At 42.6% G+C, this 21,809-nt stretch carries 21 protein-coding genes and 1 riboswitch; of the genes, 18 read left to right on the top strand and 3 right to left on the bottom strand.

All coding sequences use genetic code 11. The annotated features are described in order from the left end of the window. Nucleotides 1-165 precede the first annotated feature (165 nt). Complete coding sequence (locus tag ACFPU1_RS15495) at nt 166-621, top strand: DUF2663 family protein (RefSeq protein WP_385942781.1); 456 nt, start codon at nt 166-168, stop codon at nt 619-621. A gap of 57 nt (nt 622-678) precedes the next feature. Here the strand turns inward: ACFPU1_RS15495 and ACFPU1_RS15500 are convergent, their stop codons facing one another. Continuing rightward, the gene (locus ACFPU1_RS15500; RefSeq protein WP_054637396.1) at nt 679-909 is read right to left on the bottom strand and encodes a hypothetical protein; all 231 of its coding nucleotides are present in this window, start codon (nt 907-909) and stop codon (nt 679-681) included. A 146-nt stretch (nt 910-1,055) separates the two neighbouring features. Further along, nucleotides 1,056-1,265, bottom strand: coding sequence for a hypothetical protein (locus tag ACFPU1_RS15505; RefSeq protein WP_054637397.1), 210 nt, complete (start codon nt 1,263-1,265; stop codon nt 1,056-1,058). Between the two features lie 118 nt (nt 1,266-1,383). Between ACFPU1_RS15505 and ACFPU1_RS15510 the strand changes: the two genes are divergently transcribed. From ACFPU1_RS15510 to ACFPU1_RS15540, 7 genes are all read left to right on the top strand, one after another. Further along, nucleotides 1,384-2,094: an SIR2 family NAD-dependent protein deacylase gene (locus ACFPU1_RS15510; protein WP_385943039.1), complete on the top strand. Its 711-nt coding sequence runs from the start codon at nt 1,384-1,386 to the stop codon at nt 2,092-2,094. A 390-nt stretch (nt 2,095-2,484) separates the two neighbouring features. After that, nucleotides 2,485-2,613 (top strand): protein YhfH, encoded by a 129-nt coding sequence (yhfH, locus tag ACFPU1_RS15515; protein WP_083465578.1) that lies wholly within the window; start codon nt 2,485-2,487, stop codon nt 2,611-2,613. A gap of 207 nt (nt 2,614-2,820) precedes the next feature. After that, nucleotides 2,821-3,588: a metallophosphoesterase gene (locus tag ACFPU1_RS15520; RefSeq protein ID WP_385942784.1), complete on the top strand. Its 768-nt coding sequence runs from the start codon at nt 2,821-2,823 to the stop codon at nt 3,586-3,588. Nucleotides 3,589-3,631: 43 nt separating this feature from the next. Continuing rightward, a complete protein-coding gene (locus ACFPU1_RS15525; protein ID WP_385942786.1) occupies nt 3,632-4,546 on the top strand; it encodes a MerR family transcriptional regulator in 915 nt (304 codons plus the stop codon). 94 nt (nt 4,547-4,640) lie between these two features. Further along, complete coding sequence (locus ACFPU1_RS15530) at nt 4,641-5,231, top strand: genetic competence negative regulator (protein WP_054637399.1); 591 nt, start codon at nt 4,641-4,643, stop codon at nt 5,229-5,231. A 258-nt stretch (nt 5,232-5,489) separates the two neighbouring features. Then, nucleotides 5,490-6,755: a Glu/Leu/Phe/Val family dehydrogenase gene (locus tag ACFPU1_RS15535; protein ID WP_054637400.1), complete on the top strand. Its 1,266-nt coding sequence runs from the start codon at nt 5,490-5,492 to the stop codon at nt 6,753-6,755. Between the two features lie 83 nt (nt 6,756-6,838). Beyond that, nucleotides 6,839-7,846 (top strand): YpdA family putative bacillithiol disulfide reductase, encoded by a 1,008-nt coding sequence (locus ACFPU1_RS15540; protein WP_385943040.1) that lies wholly within the window; start codon nt 6,839-6,841, stop codon nt 7,844-7,846. Nucleotides 7,847-8,136: 290 nt separating this feature from the next. Here ACFPU1_RS15540 and ACFPU1_RS15545 read toward each other — a convergent pair whose 3' ends face one another. Beyond that, nucleotides 8,137-9,108, bottom strand: coding sequence for an asparaginase (locus ACFPU1_RS15545; RefSeq protein ID WP_054637401.1), 972 nt, complete (start codon nt 9,106-9,108; stop codon nt 8,137-8,139). A gap of 135 nt (nt 9,109-9,243) precedes the next feature. On the opposite strand from ACFPU1_RS15545, the gene prsW reads away from it, so the two are divergent. The 10 genes from prsW to ACFPU1_RS15595 all read left to right on the top strand — a co-directional run bounded on the left by prsW (nt 9,244) and on the right by ACFPU1_RS15595 (nt 21,727). Further along, nucleotides 9,244-9,900 (top strand): glutamic-type intramembrane protease PrsW, encoded by a 657-nt coding sequence (gene prsW / locus ACFPU1_RS15550; protein ID WP_385942789.1) that lies wholly within the window; start codon nt 9,244-9,246, stop codon nt 9,898-9,900. 12 nt (nt 9,901-9,912) lie between these two features. Continuing rightward, nucleotides 9,913-10,077: a hypothetical protein gene (locus tag ACFPU1_RS15555; protein ID WP_198153567.1), complete on the top strand. Its 165-nt coding sequence runs from the start codon at nt 9,913-9,915 to the stop codon at nt 10,075-10,077. Nucleotides 10,078-10,137: 60 nt separating this feature from the next. Next, nucleotides 10,138-10,244: riboswitch (SAM riboswitch) on the top strand. Between the two features lie 182 nt (nt 10,245-10,426). Then, nucleotides 10,427-11,533 (top strand): methionine biosynthesis PLP-dependent protein, encoded by a 1,107-nt coding sequence (locus ACFPU1_RS15560; protein WP_385942791.1) that lies wholly within the window; start codon nt 10,427-10,429, stop codon nt 11,531-11,533. Between the two features lie 30 nt (nt 11,534-11,563). Beyond that, the gene (locus ACFPU1_RS15565) at nt 11,564-13,408 is read left to right on the top strand and encodes a bifunctional homocysteine S-methyltransferase/methylenetetrahydrofolate reductase (RefSeq protein WP_385943042.1); all 1,845 of its coding nucleotides are present in this window, start codon (nt 11,564-11,566) and stop codon (nt 13,406-13,408) included. A gap of 39 nt (nt 13,409-13,447) precedes the next feature. Then, nucleotides 13,448-16,897, top strand: coding sequence for a methionine synthase (gene metH, locus ACFPU1_RS15570; protein ID WP_385942793.1), 3,450 nt, complete (start codon nt 13,448-13,450; stop codon nt 16,895-16,897). 256 nt (nt 16,898-17,153) lie between these two features. Continuing rightward, on the top strand, nt 17,154-18,164 hold the full coding sequence (sleB, locus tag ACFPU1_RS15575) for a spore cortex-lytic enzyme (protein ID WP_385942795.1): 1,011 nt from the start codon (nt 17,154-17,156) through the stop codon (nt 18,162-18,164). A gap of 15 nt (nt 18,165-18,179) precedes the next feature. Then, nucleotides 18,180-19,535, top strand: a complete 1,356-nt coding sequence (gene ypeB / locus ACFPU1_RS15580) for a germination protein YpeB (protein ID WP_385942797.1) — start codon at nt 18,180-18,182, stop codon at nt 19,533-19,535. 132 nt (nt 19,536-19,667) lie between these two features. Further along, nucleotides 19,668-20,342 (top strand): flagellar brake protein, encoded by a 675-nt coding sequence (locus ACFPU1_RS15585; protein WP_385942799.1) that lies wholly within the window; start codon nt 19,668-19,670, stop codon nt 20,340-20,342. Nucleotides 20,343-20,453: 111 nt separating this feature from the next. Beyond that, a complete protein-coding gene (gene cmk / locus ACFPU1_RS15590) occupies nt 20,454-21,134 on the top strand; it encodes a (d)CMP kinase (RefSeq protein ID WP_385943044.1) in 681 nt (226 codons plus the stop codon). Further along, the gene (locus tag ACFPU1_RS15595; RefSeq protein WP_385942801.1) at nt 21,131-21,727 is read left to right on the top strand and encodes a lysophospholipid acyltransferase family protein; all 597 of its coding nucleotides are present in this window, start codon (nt 21,131-21,133) and stop codon (nt 21,725-21,727) included. The genes cmk and ACFPU1_RS15595 overlap by 4 nt, the downstream gene beginning before the upstream one ends. Nucleotides 21,728-21,809: the final 82 nt, after the last annotated feature.

Consider the following 21,809-nt stretch of genomic DNA (forward strand, 5'->3'; position numbering starts at 1 on the left):
AAAATAGTCATTTTTCTCTCATAAATTTGTTGTTTGTATTATTTATATTTATAGTTCTTCTTGGTTTAAGTTCCTTTATCTGGTATGGATAGTCCCTCCTATGCCTTCTCTGAATGTATAATTCCTAAACTCTCCAAATAAAGTGTAGAGTGGAGGAGGTGGGAAATGGAGCAGAAGACAGCTGAAAAGTTATCCCAGGTAGATATTTCGCCTATGGCTGAAACGTTGTTACTGGAATTAGTATCTAGAAAAGAAAAAGAAAAGGCAGCTGATGTCCTGGTTAAAAGAGCAGGAATCCTTACAATGATCAGCATGGCAGTCCTGCTCTTATCAATTTTTTACATGCAAAGCCAGGGGCACAATGAGGTTTTACAAAATATTCTTGTGCTGTTTACCGTATGGTGGGGCCAGCTGGCGGCTGTCAGCTGCATTCTTGGCGCAGGTACACTGATCACAGGGAAAAGAAAACTTGTTAAAGCCGAGGAAGAATTTGAAAAGCTTCGCGAAGAATTAATTCAAAGAAGTGAAGAGCTTTGGGACACAAAGGAAAGATGGGAAACAAGGCATGAGTTATTTTCATGCTTACAGGAAAACTATGATATTAACCTGTTTCATTTATGATCGAACAGAAGCGAAGCCTGTGAAAAAAAGAACCGTGTCCAAAGGGAACGGTTCTTTTTATAGGGTTGAATGATCCACAGGCTGGTGACCGAAGAACACAAACTGCTTTCGGTTATAACATGTATTCGCTATGGATACCGATAAATTGGAAAAAGATTCAATTTGGCCGAATGCTACCGTGGTATTTTGCATCGTGCAGAATACTTCTACCGGAAGTCCAAGTTTTTCATTGTATCGTAAATCGTCGTTAGTAAATAGAGACCGATGTTTTATTTTATTAAGTATCATTTGTTCCTCCTCCTTGTGACAAAAACGTAATTGTAAGCGCTCACTAACAGTGTAAACTAAATTGATTGAAAATTCAATAAAGTTAGCAAATTATCTTCCATATATTTCAATTTAACACGGGAGCGCATGAAGGAGGGGGAACGATGTTATTGAGGCAGACTCGAGAAAGCTTCTTCGGATTCTTCGTCCTCATATAAAGGAGAAGCAAGCATTAACCCCGAAAAACATAAGATAACTCCGACGCCCATAGCAAGAAAAGGCAGAGTCAACTTTTTCTTTTTTACAAGGAAATAAAGCAGTAATGCAAAGCCGCCGGTAAATAAGGCAGTCCCAATTAAAAATACAGTGAGGTCCATTATACTTTCCTCTTTTCTCTAGATCGGTTGTTTTCATTATTAATTATAAGAAAGTAAAATAGAAAGAGCTATGTGTTTCACAAAAACATAACAATTTTTTTACCACCTTGAAAGGAGACTGGCGACATTGCAAGAGGTTGGAAAATGGATGATGGAAAGCAAAAACACTGTTGTATTAACTGGAGCAGGAATGTCCACGGAAAGCGGGCTCCCTGATTTTCGTTCGAAAGAAGGTTGGTGGAGAAGCATTGATCCTTCTACTGTAGCCAATGTGGATGCCCTGAACCGTAACTATGATTTATTTCACGAATTCTACCGGGACAGGATTATCAGTCTCAGCCATTGTAAGCCTCATGAAGGCCATCTTATAGTAGCAGAATGGGAAAAAAAGGGCATTATCAGCCATGTTGCTACTCAAAATGTTGATGGTTTTCACCATCAGGCGGGCAATAGAAATGTTTCAGAGCTCCACGGGAATATCCGAACGTTTCGCTGTCACAACTGTGGTGCAGGAGCTCTTGAGGAGTTATTTCTGAATGGTGACAACTGCAGGGAATGCGGTGGCAGACTGAGACCCAACGTCGTATTGTTTGGTGAAATGCTTCCTCAAGAGGCCTGGGAAACAAGTCTGGATGCCATTGATTCGGCAGATCTGGTATTAGTTATCGGTTCAAGCCTTCAAGTCTCGCCAGTAAACCAGCTTCCTTCTATGACAAAAGGGAAAACGGTATGGCTGAATAAAGAGATTGATTCTTTTTCACAGTTTGATAAAACAATTGAAGGAAGTGCGAAAAACATTCTGCAGCAACTTAACAACATAATTAAGTAGGAGGCTGGGACGAACTAAGTTTTGTCCCAGCTCTTTTTATTGAATAGGCTTTGTTCCATCATGTTGTTGTTTTTCTTTAACAGATGCTTGCTGCCACCTAAAGGTACAAGTACGAGGCCCTTTCAGAACGGTGTCTTCTACGTCACGGCCCTTGCCTCGGTTTTCTAGGAAAACGACGCTGCGGGTTTTTCCTCTCATGGGATACCTGAAAACGTCTCGCGCTTTTATCTGGAAAAAAATCCTTACCTTACCTTTTACCAGAGCCATTAAAAAGTAATTGTAATAGAACAGTAAAAGAAAAAAAGGAAAAAATATTATAAAACACTGTTGTATTTTTATAACTGTTATAATACAATGAGTGTACAAACAACTCAAGGGAGAGTGGAATGTATGAAAAATATCTTGGAATTCTTTAGAAATTTGCCTCCAAAAATGTGTGCGGACTGCGGAGATGAAATGCATGAGCAGCACGAGTCCTATATGAACCAATGTGATAAATGCCTTCGGCACGGAGAATAAACAAAATAAATATACAATAAGTGTCTTATAACAGGTTTCCAACCTGTTATTTTTTTGTGTTCACACAATAAAATACCCTTTAAAGAGCAGACTAGGAAAAGGCATAGAAGTGTTTAGTAGTGTAAAGAATACTTGGTAACAGTATCCATTTCTTTTCAATAAAGTAGAATTTCGCTATACTCTTTCTAGAGTGCGAGGAGGGTAATCGTGAAATCATTTATGGGATTTATTTTTACTGTTTGTGCTTCATTATTTGGATACATGCTTATTGAAGCTAGGCGCAATCGTGTCAGTGAGCACACATTTTCTTTTTCAAACCTTCCTTCTTCTTTTCACGGAGTAAGGATCTTTTTTATATCTGATTTGCACTTTCGTTCTATTCACTCTTCCATTCTCAGAGAGGTTAAAGGAAAAGCTGATTATGTATTTGTCGGGGGAGACATCATGGAAAAAGCAGTGCCTTTTTCCAGAGTGGAAGAAAATCTTAAAAAGCTTTCATCTATTGCTCCCGTTTATTTCGTATGGGGAAATAATGATTATGAAAAGGATCCCCAAAGGCTGGAGGAGACACTAAGAGAACACGGTGTGACGGTTCTCGCCAATGATACAGCTGTCTTACAAAAGAATGGGGAAAGCCTCTTTCTCATAGGAGTGGATGAACTCAATCATGGAAGAGATGATCTGGAAAAAGCAGGAGCATACTCAGGGGATGGCTTTAAAGTTTTACTGGCTCATGATCCAGCCATCATCCACAAGCTTAAAAAGTCTCATAATATAACTCTTGTTTTCAGCGGACACACACACGGGGGGCAAATCAGGCTTTTTGGAAAGGGGATAAGGGAAAAGGGCGGCGTAAAGCAAAGAAATGGTGTCACCCTGCTCCTGAGCAACGGCTACGGTACCACAACAATTCCAATGAGGCTGGGAGCGCCGGCAGAGACGCATTTACTCACATTAGTAAAAGACGATGAATAACTGACTCAAGAAAACGAAGAAAGGTAAGAGGTGAAAATCTCCTGTGTCGCAAAATGAAACCGGTAAATACAATATTAAGGCAATATCTAAGATGCTTGGAATCCAGCCAGGCACGCTCCGGGCCTGGGAGCGTCGTTACCATATTATAGAACCAGTAAGGAACCAGGCAGGACACCGGTTGTATACTGAGGAGCATGTAGGGACCTTACGATGGTTAATAGATAAAGTGGAAAAGGGTTTTACCATTGGGCAGGCAGTGGATTTATTTGAGAAAGAAGATTTTCAACTGGATTCTGTTGAAGGAAAGGGAAACGGTCAGGTTGAAGAGTTTTCGATTAAAATAAGGGAAGCCTTGCTGTCTTTTAATGAAAGTGAAGCCCAGGCTCTTGCTGACAGAGCCTTTAGTATATTCAGCATCGAAAAGGTTCTTATAGAAATATTTACTCCCCTGCTTATAAAGGTGGGGGATTTATGGGAACGGAATTCTATAACAGCTGCTCATGAACATTTTGCTTCAAATTTTATAAAAATGAAAATGGGTAACATCTTTCAAAGTTACCGGGTTGATGCCTATCTTCCTAAAGTCCTGGTTGTTTGTGCACCTGATGAACGCCATGAGTTAGGTCTGTTAACGTTTACGTTTTTTTTGAGAAGAAAAGGATTTGATGTAATTTACTTAGGTACGGGCGTTCCTGGCAGAGACATTCTCACGGTAGTAAATCAAGTGCAGCCAAAGCTTTTTTTCATTTCGTGCACGATGGTTAAGAATTTGGAGGGCGCCCTTCAAGTGGTCAAGGCAGTAGCAAAAAAACACCCGAATACGGTCACTGGGATTGGTGGGAGCGCGGTAAAAGGAGCCTCAACAAATGAGTTGGGTAATAATCTGCTCATTATGGATTCCACCATACAAGGGTGGGATCATTGGTTTCATGATTTCTTTCAGCAATATAGAAGATAGAAAAGTCTATCACGGTGGAAAAGCCTAATGAATAAAGTAGGATAAGAAGTGATCGCATCAAAGCGGGGTGGATCAGGGCGAAGGAGGGGCAGCTATGCGCCTGGAGAAAATAACCACCAATAAAGTGAAAGTGTTTTTAACGTTGGATGATTTAAGTGAGCGGGGGTTAGAAAAAGATGATCTTTGGAATGACTCTCCTCGAGTGAAACAATTGTTCCGAGATATGGTTCTTGAAGCAGATGAAGTTCTTGGATTTAAAGTAGAAGGGTATTTATCAGTAGAAGTATATGCTCTGCCTGCTCAGGGAATGATCATTCATTTATCGTCTGAAGAAGCACCATGTTCTTTTGAAGAGATGGATGAAGATGTTCTGGAATTGGAAATAACGATGGATGAGAGGCCGGAAATGCTTTTTGAATATCGATCGTTTGAAGATATTATTCAGCTGGCGTGGCGTCTTTATGACTCTGGAATTACTGGCGGGCAGCTGCTCTTTCATAAAGAGCGCTACTATCTGTATTTTCACAAGGCAGAAACCGCTGCGCTTTCAGAGGACACCTTTATTGCAGTGATGTCAGAGTATGGAGAGCCGTCTACCATTTCCTATACACTTTTAAAAGAATATTCTTCCAGATTGGTGAATGAAAACGCAGTAAGTGAGATTGTATCTTACTTTTCACGATAGACCACCTCTTTATAAGAGGTGTTTTTTTATGGGGTTTACCAGCCTGGATCTAAGGGATGGAATGAAAGGCAGGAGAGGATGGCAGTCTCATTGAAGTGAGGAAAAGAAAGACAGCATTTCGGTAGAAATAAACGCAATCTTTCTTTATAGTAGTAAGTGATTGAATGTGAAAAATCTAGAACATGCGCGATGATTGCCGCTCCTGGCCAAATGCCTTGAGACAAACGCTTTTCTATTTTTTTATAGAGGTGAACAGACATGGAAGAAAATGAGAAAACAGAGCAAGAAAACATGGATGTCTTGCTTTCTACACAGAAAGTAGTAAAAGAGGCCCTGGGTAAGCTGGGGTATCCAGATGAAATATATGAACTCATGAAAGAGCCTGTACGTTTGCTAACTGTAAGAATTCCAGTTCGGATGGATGATGGATCAACAAAAGTGTTTACCGGTTTTCGTGCCCAGCACAATGACGCGGTTGGGCCTACAAAAGGCGGAGTCCGTTTTCATCCGAACGTTACTGAAAAAGAAGTCAAAGCCTTATCAATTTGGATGTCTTTAAAGGCCGGCATTGTGGACTTGCCCTATGGAGGCGGAAAGGGAGGAATTATCTGTGACCCAAGAGATATGTCTTTTCGTGAGCTGGAAGGTTTAAGCAGAGGGTATGTACGAGCAATCAGCCAAATTGTCGGGCCAACAAAGGATATTCCTGCCCCCGATGTATTTACAAATTCTCAAATCATGGCCTGGATGCTTGACGAATACAGCCGGATCAGGGAGTTTGATTCTCCTGGATTTATAACAGGCAAACCTATAGTGTTAGGAGGATCTCACGGACGAGAGTCTGCTACCGCAAAAGGGGTTACCATCTGCATGAGAGAAGCGGCTAAAAAGAAAGGCATTGCTCTTGAAGGCGCCAAGGTTGCTATTCAGGGATTTGGCAATGCAGGCAGCTACTTGGCGAAGTTTCTTTATGATGCAGGGGCTCATATCGTAGGCATTTCTGATGCGTACGGAGCTCTTTATGACCCAGATGGATTAGATATTGATTACCTTCTTGACCGGAGAGATTCATTTGGAGCAGTGACCAACTTATTTAAAAACACATTGACCAATCAAGAGCTTCTTGAGGTGGAGTGTGATATCCTGGTGCCGGCAGCGATTGAAAACCAAATAACAAAAGAAAACGCCAATAATATAAAAGCAGACATAGTAGTAGAAGCAGCAAATGGGCCGACTACGATGGAAGCAACAAAAATATTATCTAATAGAGGTGTTCTTCTTGTACCGGATGTTCTGGCAAGTGCCGGCGGGGTAACGGTCTCTTATTTTGAATGGGTGCAGAATAATCAGGGATATTACTGGACAGAAGAAGAGGTGGAAGAAAAGCTCGAACAGGTAATGGTTCATGCATTTGAAAATATTTTTCGTCTTGCTCATGGACGGAAAGTAGACATGCGTCTTGCTGCCTATATGATTGGTGTGAGAAAAATGGCCGAGGCATCCAGATTCCGAGGCTGGATATAAAGAACATATGACATTCAGGACCCCCTGCTCCTAGAGGAAGGGGGTTCGCTAATGCAGAAAAATAAGGAGTGGCAAAGGTGAGCATCATAAAAGAGACAGTCATTATAATCGGAGCAGGGCCTTGTGGGCTGGCAGCTGCCATCTCTTGTCAGGAGAAGGGGCTGGATCCCCTGATTATTGAAAAGGAAAACGTTGTTCACACGATTTTCCGTTATCCGACTCATCAAACATTCTTTAGTTCAAGTGATAAATTAGAGATTGGGGATCTGCCGTTTGTAACAGAAGAAAGAAAACCAAAGCGGAACCAGGCCCTTTCTTATTACAGGGAAGTTGTCAAGCGTAAAAAGTTACGTATTCATTCTTTTGAAGAAGTGAAGGAAGTCTGTAAACAAGCAGATGGTTCCTTTTTGCTCTTAACTGAAGATAAAAAAGGTGAAGCAAAGGAGTATAAAGCCCCTTTTGTGATCACAGCCACTGGCTACTATGACAATCCAAATTATTTAGGGATAAAGGGAGAAGAAAGCGAGCATGTATTCCATTATTTTAAAGAAGCACATCCTTTCTTCAAAAAAAATGTGGTCGTTATCGGCGGGAAAAATTCAGCGGTAGATGCCACACTTGAATTAGAAAAAGCAGGGGCAAACGTTACAGTTTTATATCGGGGCGGGGAGATGCCAGAAGATGTAAAGCCTTGGATATTGCCTGAATTTCTTTCTTTGATCCGCCACAATAAAATAAAGATGCACTACCATGCTGTCCCTGAAGAAATTACTGAAAAGAGTGTCCATTTTATCGTTGATGGTGAACAACAAACTGTTGAGGCAGACTTTGTTTTGGCGATGACAGGGTATCATCCTGACCACGGCTTTTTAACCAAGATGGGTGTGGAAATTGAAAAGGAAACAGGGCGCCCGGTATTTGACGAGGATACAATGGAAACGAATGTGGGAAATCTCTTTATAGCGGGTGTGATTGCAGCAGGAAACAATGCAAATGAGATTTTTATAGAAAACGGGCGTTTCCATGGTGATGCTGTCTCCGAAACGATATACGAGCGGCTGAGAACAAGGGACTATAACATACAGTTGTAAAGTGACAGCCTTCATAAGGTTGTCATTTTTAGATCGTGGTTTTGTACATTGTTGTTGATTTCTCCTTAAAGGCCCTCGCTTGTGCCTAAAGGACCGCGTGCCAGATCCATTCTACTGTCCCTTCATGCATCCACGGTGTCTTCTGTAGTACGTGAATTGCCGCGGCTCCCTGGAAAACCACCCTGGGGGAGCTGCGGCTCAAGGGACCGAAGGAGCTTCGCGTTATTACCTATTATCGAATAATTTTAAAAAATCAATGTCACCTTTTAAAGAGCCTGATTTAAAGAACTTCAGCGCAGAAATATTTCCTGGAGCTTTCCATGGTCCTGAGTCATCTCAAGAGCAGCCATCAGCTTAAGCCGTGCTTTTTGTCCATTTAATCCATTTGTAAATATGACTCCTTTTTCTTTCAGCTGCCTGCCCCCTCCCTCATAGCCGTATGTGTCCTGGACGATACCGCTGTAGCTTCTGGATACCAGTACGACTGGAATGTTCTTTTCAATGAGTGATTCCAAGGGAGGAACAATAGCTGGCGGCACATTCCCTTGCCCGAATGCTTCAAGCACCAGACCATCGAGTGGATGAGAGGCTATATGAGCCATCACACTTTCTTCCATGCCGGCGTATGCTTTTACAAGCAGCACCTTTTTAGAGAGCTTTGTAACTGGAAAGTGTTCCCGGTGCGCTGGAATGTGATGAAAAGAAACTTCGCGTTTTGTTAAGATCCCTATGGCCCCGTATTGAGGACTTTGAAAGGTGGCGATGTTGCTTGAATGGGTTTTTGTTACGTTTTTAGCTGTATGAATTTCATCATTAAAGACGACGATGACCCCTTTTTTGGCTGCTTTGTCACTTGCTGCTGTTCTTACAGCTGAAATTAAGTTATGAGGGCCATCAGCGCCAAGCTCATTGCTTGAACGCATAGCTCCAGTGATAACAACTGGCTGGTCCAAATGTAAGAGCAAGTCTAATAAGTAGGCGGTTTCTTCCAGTGTATCTGTTCCATGAGTAATTACGACCCCGTCGAAATGAGAATTTTTCATCTTTTCATTAATCTTTTCAGCAAGACCCAGCATGTGCCTGGGAGTGATATGAGGAGAAGGAAGGTGAAGGTAATCTTCCGTTTCTATCTTCACTGTCTCCTGTAACATTTCGTTTACAGAATGAAGAGGGTTCTTTTCTTCTGGCACGACCATGCCCGTTTCTTTATTTTCAGACATGGCAATCGTACCGCCAGTATGAATGATAAGTATTTTTTTCAAAGGATCACCTCACATAAGAATAATATATACCCTGTGTTTCCGGTCTTTTTAACGATGCTGGTTTGCAAAAAAAGGTAAACAATTTTCAACCTTAAAACTAACATGTTACCATGAAGATGAACAGAGGGGACGGTTATGACGGTGGTGACACTTTTTACAGCAGCACTTGCGCCTGCCATATCATTACTTGTATATTTTTATCTTCGCAATCAATACGGTTCAAACATGATAGGGCAGGTCATAAAAGCTTTTATTATAGGAGTGCTGCTAGTTTTCCCCGTGATGGTTATACAATATGCTTTAGAAGGGGAGGCTTTAATTACCGAACCTTGGTTCAAAGCATTCGTTAACGCCGCTTTCCTTGAAGAGTTTTTTCAATGGTTTCTGCTGTATTTTATCGCTTACCGTTTTGGCACACTGAAAAACAGGTACGATGGAATTGTTTACGCTGTTTCTTTATCTTTAGGGTTTGCAGCAGCCGAGAATGTGTTATATCTAATGGCAACAGGTATTGACTTTGCTGTCGGACGAGCCTTTCTGCCTGTGAGCAGTCATGCATTGTTTGGAGTAGTCATGGGGTATTACCTGGGATCTGCTCGTTTTAAAGTGAATGACCATGTAAAAAAATGGCTTTTCCTGGCCCTGATCATTCCTGTTGTTTTACACGGTTTTTTTGATTTGATACTATTAACCATTAATCAATATCTTTTTACGAGCATCGCCCCTTTTATGATTTTTTTGTGGTGGTTTGCATTAACAAAAGTGAAAAAAGCGAATGAGAGAACGGAATAAGGAGTGATCGTATTGACTACTGAAACTCGATACAGAGTGGTGATTCGCTGTCCTAAATGCGGAGAAAAATATATTCTGCGAGGACGCCAGCGAGCTGATGGTGAATATGAAACAGGGTTTAAACGATGTGTATGCGGGAATGAAACGGAGCTTAATGTAGAGGCTACGCCGGAATAAAGGTTGCAATTTCATGTTTTTTCGTGTAGTGTAGCAATAACAACTTTATTATAGGAAGCTTTCTTATCTAGAGAGATGGAGGGAATGGCCCGAAGAAATCTCAGCAACCAGCCAGTTTTGGTCAGGTGCTAATTCCAGCAGGTGGTGATAAACCTGCAAGATGAGAAGAAGCTAGCATGTCTCGATACTGTCTTGCCTTCTTCTTAACCGAAGAAGGCTTTATTTTGTACATATGCATTTTTCCAACAAATGTAAAGAGGGTTAAAGGTCGCAAAAACCTTAGGCTGCCCTTTTTCTGAAAAAATTAGAAAATAAAGAAAAACAGATTACATCATAAGGAGTGGAGAGAATGTCTCGATACAACCTAGAAACAAAACTTGCACAAATAGGGAATAGAAGCGAGGAGGCTACAGGCACAGTAAGCGCACCTGTCTACTTCTCAACTGCATACAGGCACAGCGGTATAGGAGAATCAACCGGCTATGACTATTCAAGGACAGGAAATCCTACAAGAGAACTTCTTGAAAAGGCGATTGCAGATTTAGAGGGCGGAGACAAGGGGTTTGCGTTAAGCTCCGGAATGGCAGCTGTTCAAACAGTTCTAGCGCTATTTAAAAGCGGGGATGAGATCCTGGCATCCCAGGACTTGTACGGCGGCACCTATCGTTTATTTGAAGAAGGGTGGAAAAAGTGGGGGTTAACCTTTACATACGGAGATCCTCGAAACCTTGCATCTTTTTCAGAAAAAATAACAGAAAATACAAAAGCTTTATTTATCGAAACGCCGACAAATCCATTAATGCAGGAAGCTGATTTGGAAGGCCTTGCTGCTGTTGCAAGAGAGAATAACCTGCTTTTAATTGTAGATAACACCTTTTATACTCCAGTGCTTCAAAGACCTATTGAAAAAGGAGCCGACATTGTCATTCACAGTGCATCCAAGTATTTAGGCGGCCATAATGATGTCATCGCAGGCTTAATTGTTGCAAAAGGAGAAAAGCTTTGTGAAGAAATTGCAGCTTTTCATAATGGCATGGGAACGATTCTTTCTCCTCTTGATGCCTGGCTGTTAATGAGAGGCATGAAGACACTGTCTCTGCGGATGGAAAAGCATACGGAAAATGCTCAAAAGGTAGCAGCTTTTCTGAAAGAACATCCATTGATTGATGAAGTCCTTTACCCAGGTAAAGGTGGCATGCTTTCCTTTCGTATCTGTGATGAACAGCATGTGAATCAGCTTTTAAAAGGGTTGAACCTCGTCACATTTGCAGAAAGCCTTGGCGGTGTAGAAAGCTTTATGACCTACCCGGCCACTCAAACCCATGCTGACGTTCCTGAAGAAGTACGACTGGCCAACGGTGTCTGTAACCGTCTCCTTCGTTTTTCAGTGGGAATTGAAAATGCTGAGGATTTAATAAGAGATTTACAGCAGGCATTAGAACAACTTTCACAGTAACAGAAGCGTATTGGAGAAAGGATGAATGAAGTGGAATTCTTAAAAGCTCTGGAAAATGGAATGCTTGTCGGAGACGGAGCGATAGGCACTTATTTATATGACAAAGGGTTTACAGGCTCTTTTGAAGCCTTAAATATAGAAGATCCTTCTGCTGTGACAAGTGTACACAGGGAATATATCAAGGCAGGGGCAAACGTGATTCAAACAAACACCTATGCTGCAAATCGTCTTAAATTAGAGCGGTATGGCCTTGAGAATGAAACGGTAGAGATAAATAAACAAGGCGTTCGTCTGGCAAGGAAAGCAGCCGGGGGAGATGCTTTTGTCCTCGCTACAATCGGAGGAATCCGTGGAGTCCAAAAGACAGATTATGAAAATGACGATATTCTTTCAGCACTGAAAGAACAGGCAAAAGCTCTTCTTTCAGAAAAGCCTGATGGTTTAATTCTGGAAACATTTTATAATTATGAAGAGGTTCAGTCGGCGGTTCAGATGCTCCGTAAGATGACTGACCTTCCTATTGTAGCCCAGGTCTCTCTAGGAGAGGTTGGAGTTCTCCATGGAGGAATCAGCGTCACAGAAGCTTTTCAGACTCTCGCAGCCCAGGGAGCTGATGTTGTCGGTTTAAACTGTCGCATGGGCCCGTATCATATCCTGCGTTCCCTGGAAAATGTCCCCTTAATAGAAGGAGCGTATATTTCGGCTTATCCGAATGCCAGTCTGCCAGATTTAGATGACGGGAGGTTTGTATACCAATCGAACCCAAGTTATTTTTATGAGAGGGGCCAGGATCTGCGAAGCCAGGGCGTCCGTCTCATAGGCGGATGCTGTGGGACAACGCCGGAACATATTGCTGAGCTAGCGAAGGCGGTAAAAGGTGAAAAACCCGTCGATACAAAGGAAACAGTCCCGGTTGAAAAGGAAGTTATTCAGGCTTCAAAGAGGACGGAAACGCCTTCTCTCTCTGAAAAGGCAAAAAATGAAGTTGCCATTGTTGTTGAATTAGACCCTCCAAAAAAGCTGGCGACAGACAAGTTTTTAGAAGGTGCGAAACAGCTTCATGATGCTGGAGCTGATGCAGTCACTATGGCTGACAATTCACTCGCTTCACCACGCATTGATAACATGGCTATGGGAACGATGGTGAAGGAAAAGATAGGAGCACGTCCTCTTATTCATATCGCATGTCGAGACAGAAATTTAATTGGGCTCCAGTCTCATTTATTGGGAATGCATGCTCTAGGCATACATGATCTTCTGGCTGTAACAGGAGACCCAACGAAGGTTGGGGACTTCCCAGGCGCCACCTCTGTATACGACCTGACTTCCTTTGATCTTATTTCCTTGATTAAAGAAATGAACGAAGGAAGATCTTTTTCAGGAAAATCTCTAGGGGAAAAAACATCTTTTTCAGTGGCAGGTGCTTTTAACCCGAATGTAAGATCGTTAGAAAGAGCAGTTAAAAGGCTTGAAAAAAAGATTGAGGCTGGGGTAGATTACTTTATGAGCCAGCCCGTGTATGGAAAAGAACAATTTCATGAAATCCATGAAGCCACCAAACATTTGCCGGTGCCTGTGTATATTGGCATTATGCCTTTAGTGAGTGCCAGAAATGCAGAGTTTCTTCATAACGAAGTGCCAGGCATTAAGCTGACGGATGAAATCAGGGAAAGAATGGCTGCTTGCGGGGAAGATCGGGCGAAAGCAGAAAAAGAAGGCCTTGATATTGCAAAAGAGTTAATAGATGAAGCAATGAAATATTTTAATGGAATTTATTTAATTACACCATTTTTGCGTTATGAAATGACAGTAGAGCTGACCCGCTATATAAAGGAAAAAGCGAGCTTACAGAAAGAAACTGTAAAAAGCAGGTAAGCATAGGGGTACCGGGTGGTAAAAGGAGTGGACACACCAATGACCGAGAAAAAAATATCATTTGAAGAACGATTACAAAAAGAGATATTGGTATTAGACGGAGCAATGGGAACGATGCTTCAGAATGCAGACCTCTCGCCTGAGGACTTTGGCGGGGAAGAGTATGACGGCTGTAATGAATTTTTGAACCTTACAGCTCCTGAAGTCGTTGAGCGAATTCATCGGGAATACCTTGAAGCGGGTGCTGACATTATAGAAACCAATACATTTGGGGCCACGGATATTGTCCTTGCAGATTATGATCTTGAGGATCGTGCGGAAGAAATTAACATTGCTTCCGCACAAATTGCCAGGAAAGTGGCAGATGAATTTTCAACAGAAAATGCTCCCCGCTATGTGGCAGGCGCGATGGGACCGACAACAAAATCATTGTCGGTGACTGGAGGAACTACTTTTGAGGAGCTTATCGCCTCCTATGAAGAGCAGGCTAGGGGCCTTATTAAAGGCGGGGTCGATATCCTGCTTCTTGAAACAAGCCAGGACATGAGAAACGTGAAGGCTGCCTATCTAGGAATTGACCAGGCTTTTTCAGCTTTAGGAACAAGGCTTCCTTTAATGATTTCAGGCACGATAGAACCAATGGGGACAACTCTTGCCGGTCAGACCATTGAGTCTTTCTATATATCCTTAGAGCATATGAAACCTGCAGTTGTAGGACTAAATTGTGCAACTGGGCCTGAATTTATGAGAGATCATCTCCGTTCTCTTTCAGAATTAGCAACCACCCACGTGCATTGTTACCCAAATGCCGGTTTGCCTGATGAAGAAGGACATTACCATGAATCACCCGAGTCACTGGCAACAAAGCTGGAATCTTTTGCTGAGAAAGGCTGGCTGAATGTAGTAGGGGGATGCTGCGGTACGACTCCGGAGCACGTTAAGGTAATGAAAGAAGTAGCGGAACGCTACGAGCCAAGGAAAGCACAAATCGATCATCCTCACGCCGTTTCGGGCATTGAGCCTTTAATTTATGAAGAAGATATGCGTCCGTTATTTGTCGGGGAACGGACAAACGTCATCGGGTCTCGTAAGTTTAAACGGTTAATCGGAGAAGGGAAGTTTGAGGAAGCATCTGAAGTTGCAAGAGCACAGGTGAAAAAAGGGGCCCATATTATAGATGTTTGCCTCGCTGACCCTGACCGGGACGAAGCCGAAGACATGGAGAACTTTTTACAGCATGTCGTCAATAAAGTGAAGGTCCCTTTAATGATTGATTCCACTGACTTCCAAGTGATTGAAAAATCGTTAACTTATTCTCAGGGGAAAGCAGTAATCAATTCAATTAATCTCGAGGACGGGGAAGAGCGGTTTAAACAGATTATTCCGATCGTTAAAAGATTTGGGGCAGCTGTGGTTGTTGGTACGATTGATGAAACGGGAATGGCCGTTTCAGCTGAACGAAAGCTTGAAGTTGCCAAACGCTCATATGACATCCTTGTTAACCAGTACGGAATCAATCCAAAAGATATTATCTTCGATCCATTGGTCTTTCCCGTTGGGACAGGGGATGAACAGTACATTGGTTCAGCTGAAGCCACAATTGAAGGGATACGCTTGATCAAAGAAGCCCTGCCAGAATGTTTAACCATACTGGGAATTAGTAACGTATCCTTTGGTCTTCCTCCGGTTGGCCGTGAAGTGTTAAACTCAGCGTTTATGTACTATTGCACAAACGCAGGCCTTGATTACGCCATAGTAAACACGGAAAAAGTGGAAAGGTATGCAAGTATTCCAGACAATGAAAAAGAACTTGCAAGAAAACTTCTTTTTGAAACTTCAGACGAGACTCTAGCAGAGTTTACCGCCCATTACAGAGGCAAGAAGTCTGAGAAAAAGAAAGTAGAAAAAAACCTTACCCTTGAAGAACGTCTCGGAGAATATATTGTAGAGGGAACAAAAGAAGGGTTATACCCTGACTTAGATCTCGCTCTTGACTCTTATGAAGACCCCTTGGATATCATTAACGGACCGTTAATGATCGGTATGGATAGAGTAGGAAAGCTTTTTAATGATAACGAGTTAATTGTGGCCGAAGTACTCCAGAGTGCGGAAGTGATGAAGGCTGCTGTAGCACATTTAGAACCGTATATGGAAGTCAAAGAGGATGACAGCGGGAAAGGGAAAATTCTCCTTGCTACCGTTAAAGGAGATGTCCATGACATTGGGAAAAACCTTGTAGACATTATCCTCTCTAATAATGGCTTTAAAATTGTGAACCTTGGAATCAAGGTTACCTCAAATGAATTGATCGAAGCAGTACGCAGAGAAAAGCCTGATGCTATCGGATTAAGCGGTCTTCTGGTTAAGTCTGCCCAGCAAATGGTTCTGACAGCACAGGATTTAAAGAATCAGGAAATCTCCCTCCCAGTGTTAGTTGGCGGGGCGGCATTAACCCGGAAGTTTACCGATGAGAAAATTGCCGCAGAGTATGATGGGCTTGTTCTCTATTCAAAAGATGCCATGAATGGTCTTGAGCTGGCAAACCGGCTTGCATATCCAGAAAAGCGGGAGGCGTTAGAGCAGGAAATCAGGGAAAAGCAGCAGAGTAAACAATCAAAAGCCGCAGAGAAGCCAAAGCAGGCGGCGGCAGAAGAAATCCCTGCGCGCTCAGAAGTCTCTCAGGATGTTCCAGTGTTAACACCGCCGGATCTTAAAGAGCATGTATTAAGGGATTATAAACTTTCCCATTTAGAGCCATACATTAATATGCAGATGCTGTTAGGAAGGCACCTCGGCCTCCAAGGGAAAGTAAGCCGTCTTTTAAGTGAAGGCGACGAAAGAGCAGTAGAGCTAAAAGAAAAGGTAGATGAATTCCTGCAAAGAGCCAAGTCTGAAAAGCTCCTGCAGGCACACGGGATCTACCGCTTTTTCCCGGCTCAGTCTGAAGGTAATGACATCCTCATTTATGACAGTCCGGACAAGAAAAAAGTAATTGAAAGATTTTCCTTTCCAAGACAGCAGCGGGCCCCTTATCTTTGTCTTGCTGATTTTATCCGTTCGACTGAAAGCGGAGAAATGGATTATATCGGGCTGCTCACTGTTACTGCAGGAGAGGGAGTCCGGCAGATGGCAAATGAAGCAAAGGAAAATGGCGATTATTTGTTCAGTCATCTGGTTCAGGCTGCAGCGCTGGAAACAGCGGAAGGGTTTGCGGAAAGAGTCCACCAGATGATGAGAGACCAATGGGGGATTCCGGATTCACCTGACTTAACAATGGAGGAACGTTTTTCTGCTAAGTACCAGGGTATCCGGGTATCCTTTGGATATCCTGCCTGCCCTAATCTGGAAGACCAGAAGAAGCTCTTTAAACTCTTGAATCCTGAAAAAATCGGAGTCCAGCTGACAGATGAATTTATGATGGAACCAGAAGCCTCCGTGTCCGCGATGGTTTTTGCTCATCCGGAAGGAAGGTACTTTAACGTCCTCTAAATTTCATAATATGTTTATTATATCTGGATCATTTGGGCATTCGCCGTAGAGGGAAGCTGCTCACATTGCAATAGGCAATGTGAGCAGCTTTTTTTTGGGGGGAAAAGCGTGGGAAAGTGCTTGCTTTTTCTACCATTTTTTCTTGATTCAATAATTGAAAGGAAAATGTATGAATAAAAACAAACGTCCAACAAAAACTAGCGTTAGGTAATGATGGAAACATTGGCAGTCATGAAAAAAGTAAGGAGGATCATTTATGAGGACAAACATGCTCTCTTGTTTAAAAAAAGGGATCATTGCATCTCTTTGCACTGCCATCCTGTGCGGATTATTTCCGCATCAAGCTGCAGAAGCGTTTACAGACCAGGTGATACAACGGGGGGCCACTGGAGACGATGTAGTGGAACTTCAATCACGCCTGCAGTACATTGGTTTTTACGATGAAACCATCGATGGTGTATTTGGGTGGGGGACTTACTGGTCTGTGAAAAAGTATCAAGAAGAGTTTGGAATGGAAGTGGATGGTTTAGTAGGGGAAGAAATGAAAACCATGCTTGAACGCTCTACGAATTATGATGAAGAATTTGTGCAAAGAGCTCTTAGGGAAGGAAGACAATTTACACACTATGGTCAGACGCCAAAACATAAACAAAAAGGGCCAAAAGGAGCGCAAGACCAGCCGGAGGTAGCAAGAAGGGATCCAGGAGCAGCACCGGAAGCTCCAGCAGAGGAGCCAGCACCAGCTCCACAGGAAGAGGCTCCAGCAGAGGAACCTGCACCAGAACCTGCACCAGAAGCAGAGCCTGAAGCAGCACCGGAAGAACCGGCAGTGCCTGCCCCTGAAGAAGAAGAGCCTGAGGAACAGACAAATGAAGCAAACATTCAAAAGGCCATGAATGTACCGGATGGCTATTCTGAAAATGATATTCAGATTATGTCAAACGCTGTATACGGGGAAGCAAGAGGAGAGCCGTATGTTGGCCAGGTTGCCGTGGCTGCAGTAATTATTAATAGAATCCACAGCCCGACGTTTCCAAACACAGCCTCCGGAGTGATTTTTGAACCGCGAGCTTTTACAGCGGTAGCTGACGGTCAGATCTGGCTAGAGCCTGATGATACAGCGAGACGTGCTGTACTGGATGCAATTAACGGCCAGGATCCATCAAGCGGAGCAGAATATTACTTTAATCCAGATACAGCAACTTCAGGATGGATCTGGACGAGACCGCAAATTAAAAAAATAGGGAAACATATTTTCTGTCATTAATGGAGGTGAAGAAACGTGATACGAAATATTATTATAGGGGCTCTCGCAATTGGCGTCATCGGATTAGGGTTTTGGGGCTTTAATGAAAACCAGGAAAAAAGCCAGGTCCTCATGCAGACAGAAAACAACTATCAGCGTGCCTTCCATGATTTAGCCTATCACATAGATCAGCTGGAAGACGAAATCGGTTCGACGCTTGCGATGAATTCCAGAAAACATTTGTCGGGATCATTAGCAGAAGTCTGGAGAGTTACATCACTGGCTCAAAGCGAAATGGGCCAGCTTCCTCTTGGGATGATTCCTGTAAGCAAAACAGAAGAATTCCTTTATAATATAGGCGATTTCAGCTATGAAACCTCAATTAGAAATTTGGACGATGATCCTTTATCAGATGAGGAATATGAAGAATTACAGAACTACTATGAACAAGCAAAAGAGATCAAACATGACTTAAGACAGATACAAGCTTCAGCTTTACGAGAAGGATGGCATTGGACAGACGCAGAAAGTGAACTTCTCGCACAACAGGAGCCCATGAATAATTCTATCGTAAACGGCTTTACATTGATTGATGAGAAAGTAGAAGGCTTCTCGGAAACAAATTGGGGGCCTGAAAATGGGTTTGGAGGAGACTTTGAAAAGAGATTATCAGAAAGAATTGATGACAAGGAAGAAATAGATGAAGAAAAAGCAGTGGCGAGGGCGAAAGAATTTCTTGATGTACCAAACGAGGACAACATTGTCGTCCAGGAATTAGGGGAAGGGTCTTTTTATGAAGGGTATGAGCTGGTCATTGAGGATCCTGAACGTGAATCATCTGTATATATGGAAATGACAAAAAAAGGCGGTCTCCCTTTATTCTTACTTGAATCAAGGAATGTAGGAGAGCCCCAAATCAGCTTAAACGCAGCCTCAGAAAGAGCAGAACACTTCCTTGAAAGGAATCATTTTGACAGCATGCAGCTCATTGACAGCAGTCAGTATGAATCAGTTGGGGTATTTCAATTTGCGCCAGTTCAGGACAATGTCCGCTTATATCCTGATATCGTTACAGTTGATGTCGCTTTAGACACTGGTGACGTGATTGGATATGAGGGAGTCGACTACTTTGCTAATCATAAAGAAAGGCAAGACCTCTCCCCTGAACTGGATGAAGAGGAAGCTGAAGAAGCATTAAATCCTAACCTTGAGGTAAGAGAAGCACATGCGGCCGTTATTGAAAACGAAGAGGAAGAAGAAGTTCTTTGTTATGAGTTCTATGGCACCCTCGGACAAGACACATTCCGAATCTTTATTAACGCCAAGACCGGTGAAGAAGAGCAGATAGATAAAATGGTAGAAGCCGAGCCGGTTTATAACACAGATTACTAAATAATAGCCACTGAAGGAGCCTGTATTCAGGCTTCTTCTTTTTTATTAATCATGCCATAATAAAAGACAAAGAAGAAATGTTGAGAAACAATTCAGAATATATTCATTCAAAATGGAAAGAGGAGACTGGGCATGATAGAAATAGGAGACAGAATATTTCTGGAGCGTAAAGAAATAAGCAGCGGTGAAATAAGCCGTTTTCGGTGCCGTCTAGTGGGGAAGAGGGAAGGGGTATTGATTATTGATCTCCCGATAAATGAGGAGACTCAAAAAAGTGCCTTTTTTGTTGAAGGCACTGTATTTCACGCATGGATCATTGGCGCTGATTCTGCCGTGTACTCTTTCGTGACAGAAATACAGGCAAGAAATAAGGATAAGATTCCAGTACTATTGTTACAGGATCCTGGAGAAAAAGGGATGAAACGAATTCAAAGACGGAACTATGTGAGAGTCGATGCCTGTGTGAACCTGGCTCTTCATTCTGTGGATGAGAAAGCTTCTCCCATCATAACTTTCACAACTAATATTAGCGGCGGGGGAGCTGCTGCTGTGCTTCCATGGAACAGAAAAGTAGACATAGGAAGCATATGGCAGATGTACGTAGTCCTTCACAGGAATACAGAGGAAACAGAATTGATACGTACAAAAGCGAAAGTCGTAAATGTCTATAAAAAAGAAGCCGAAGTAAAAGAACAGGCTGCCCTGCAGTTTATTGAAATTGAGGGTAAAGACCGAGAGAAGATCGTACGTTTTTGTTTTGAACAGCAAATCGCTCAACGCGGGAAAGTGGGAAAAGCGATACGTTAGATTTGTATAGGCCTTTGTGTTATGATAACGTGTAAATATAAATGTACACAAAGGGTCATAACAATGATAATGACTAAATTACATTTTCTACATAGCAACTATACGGGGTGAATCATGAAACTGATCAACATTGCCATTGATGGCCCGGCAGGAGCAGGAAAAAGCACGGTAGCCAAAAAGGTTGCCTCAGCTCTTTCCTATCTCTATATTGACACAGGCGCCATGTATAGAGCGATAACATGGAAAGCCTTACAGGAAAAGGCGGATTTGAACAACGGTGAGCAGCTGGGTCAACTGCTTGAAAGCACCAAAATTCGGCTCGTTCCTGATGAGAAGGGTACAGAAGTTTTTGTGGATGACGAGGAGGTCTCTGCTGCTATTCGTCAAAATGAGGTGACCCGCAATGTATCCATTGTTGCAGCTCACGAGAAGGTGAGAGAGCAAATGGTGGAGGCCCAGAGGGAGCTGGCTTCCAGAAAGGGGGCAGTCCTTGACGGGAGAGATATTGGCACCGCCGTGCTTCCGGACGCAGAGGTTAAAGTTTTTTTAACTGCTTCTGTCGAGGAAAGAGCCAAGCGCAGATACGAGGAAGAAATTCAAAAAGGAATGGATTCCAAGCTTGATGCAGTGATTGAAGAAATCAGAAGACGGGACCAGCTGGATTCTACGCGTCTGATCTCTCCCCTTACCAAAGCAGAGGATGCAGAAGAAATTGACACGACGCAATTGTCTATTGAGAAAGTAGTTCAGCAGATTTGCCGGCTCGTCGAAGAAAGGGTTCGTGCTACATGATTCTTTATCGAATTGGAAAATCACTTTTTACAATATTCTTTTCCGTGGTTTACAGACCTAAAGTAATCGGGAAAAGTAATATACCAAAAGAGGGTCCTGTGGTTATTTGTTCAAACCACATCAGCAACTTCGATCCCCCTTTAATAGGAACATCTATTAAGCGCCAGATCAATTTTATGGCCAAGAGTGAGCTTTTTGATGTGAAAGTCCTTGGCCCCACCCTTGATAAAATCGGCGTATTTCCCGTAAAACGGGGGGCGGGGGACAGGCAGGCTCTTAAATTGGGCATTAAATATTTAAAAGAAAACCGTGTCCTTTGCTTGTTTCCAGAAGGAACTAGAAGCAAGACTGGTGAATTAGGTAAGGGGCTGGCTGGTGCAGGTTTTTTTGCTCTCCGCAGTGAAGCTGCAGTTATCCCGGCTGTAATTATTGGACCTTATAAGCCGTTTCGCCGTGTGAAAGTTGTTTTCGGAGAGCCACTTGACATCCAAGACTTACGAGAGAACAAAGGAAGTGCTGAACAGGCCACTGAAAGGATAATGGCCAGGATTCAGAGTCTATTGGATGAACACAATGAAGGAACATCCAAATAAATAAGGATAAGTAAATTCTTTTACTGCTAGTAAAAGAGTTTATATATTTTAATTTAGTTCTATTCCCTAAAGGGCAGTGAAG

This window comes from Thalassorhabdus alkalitolerans, assembly GCF_042656525.1.
Classification (GTDB): Bacteria; Bacillota; Bacilli; order Bacillales; family Marinococcaceae; genus Thalassorhabdus; species Thalassorhabdus alkalitolerans.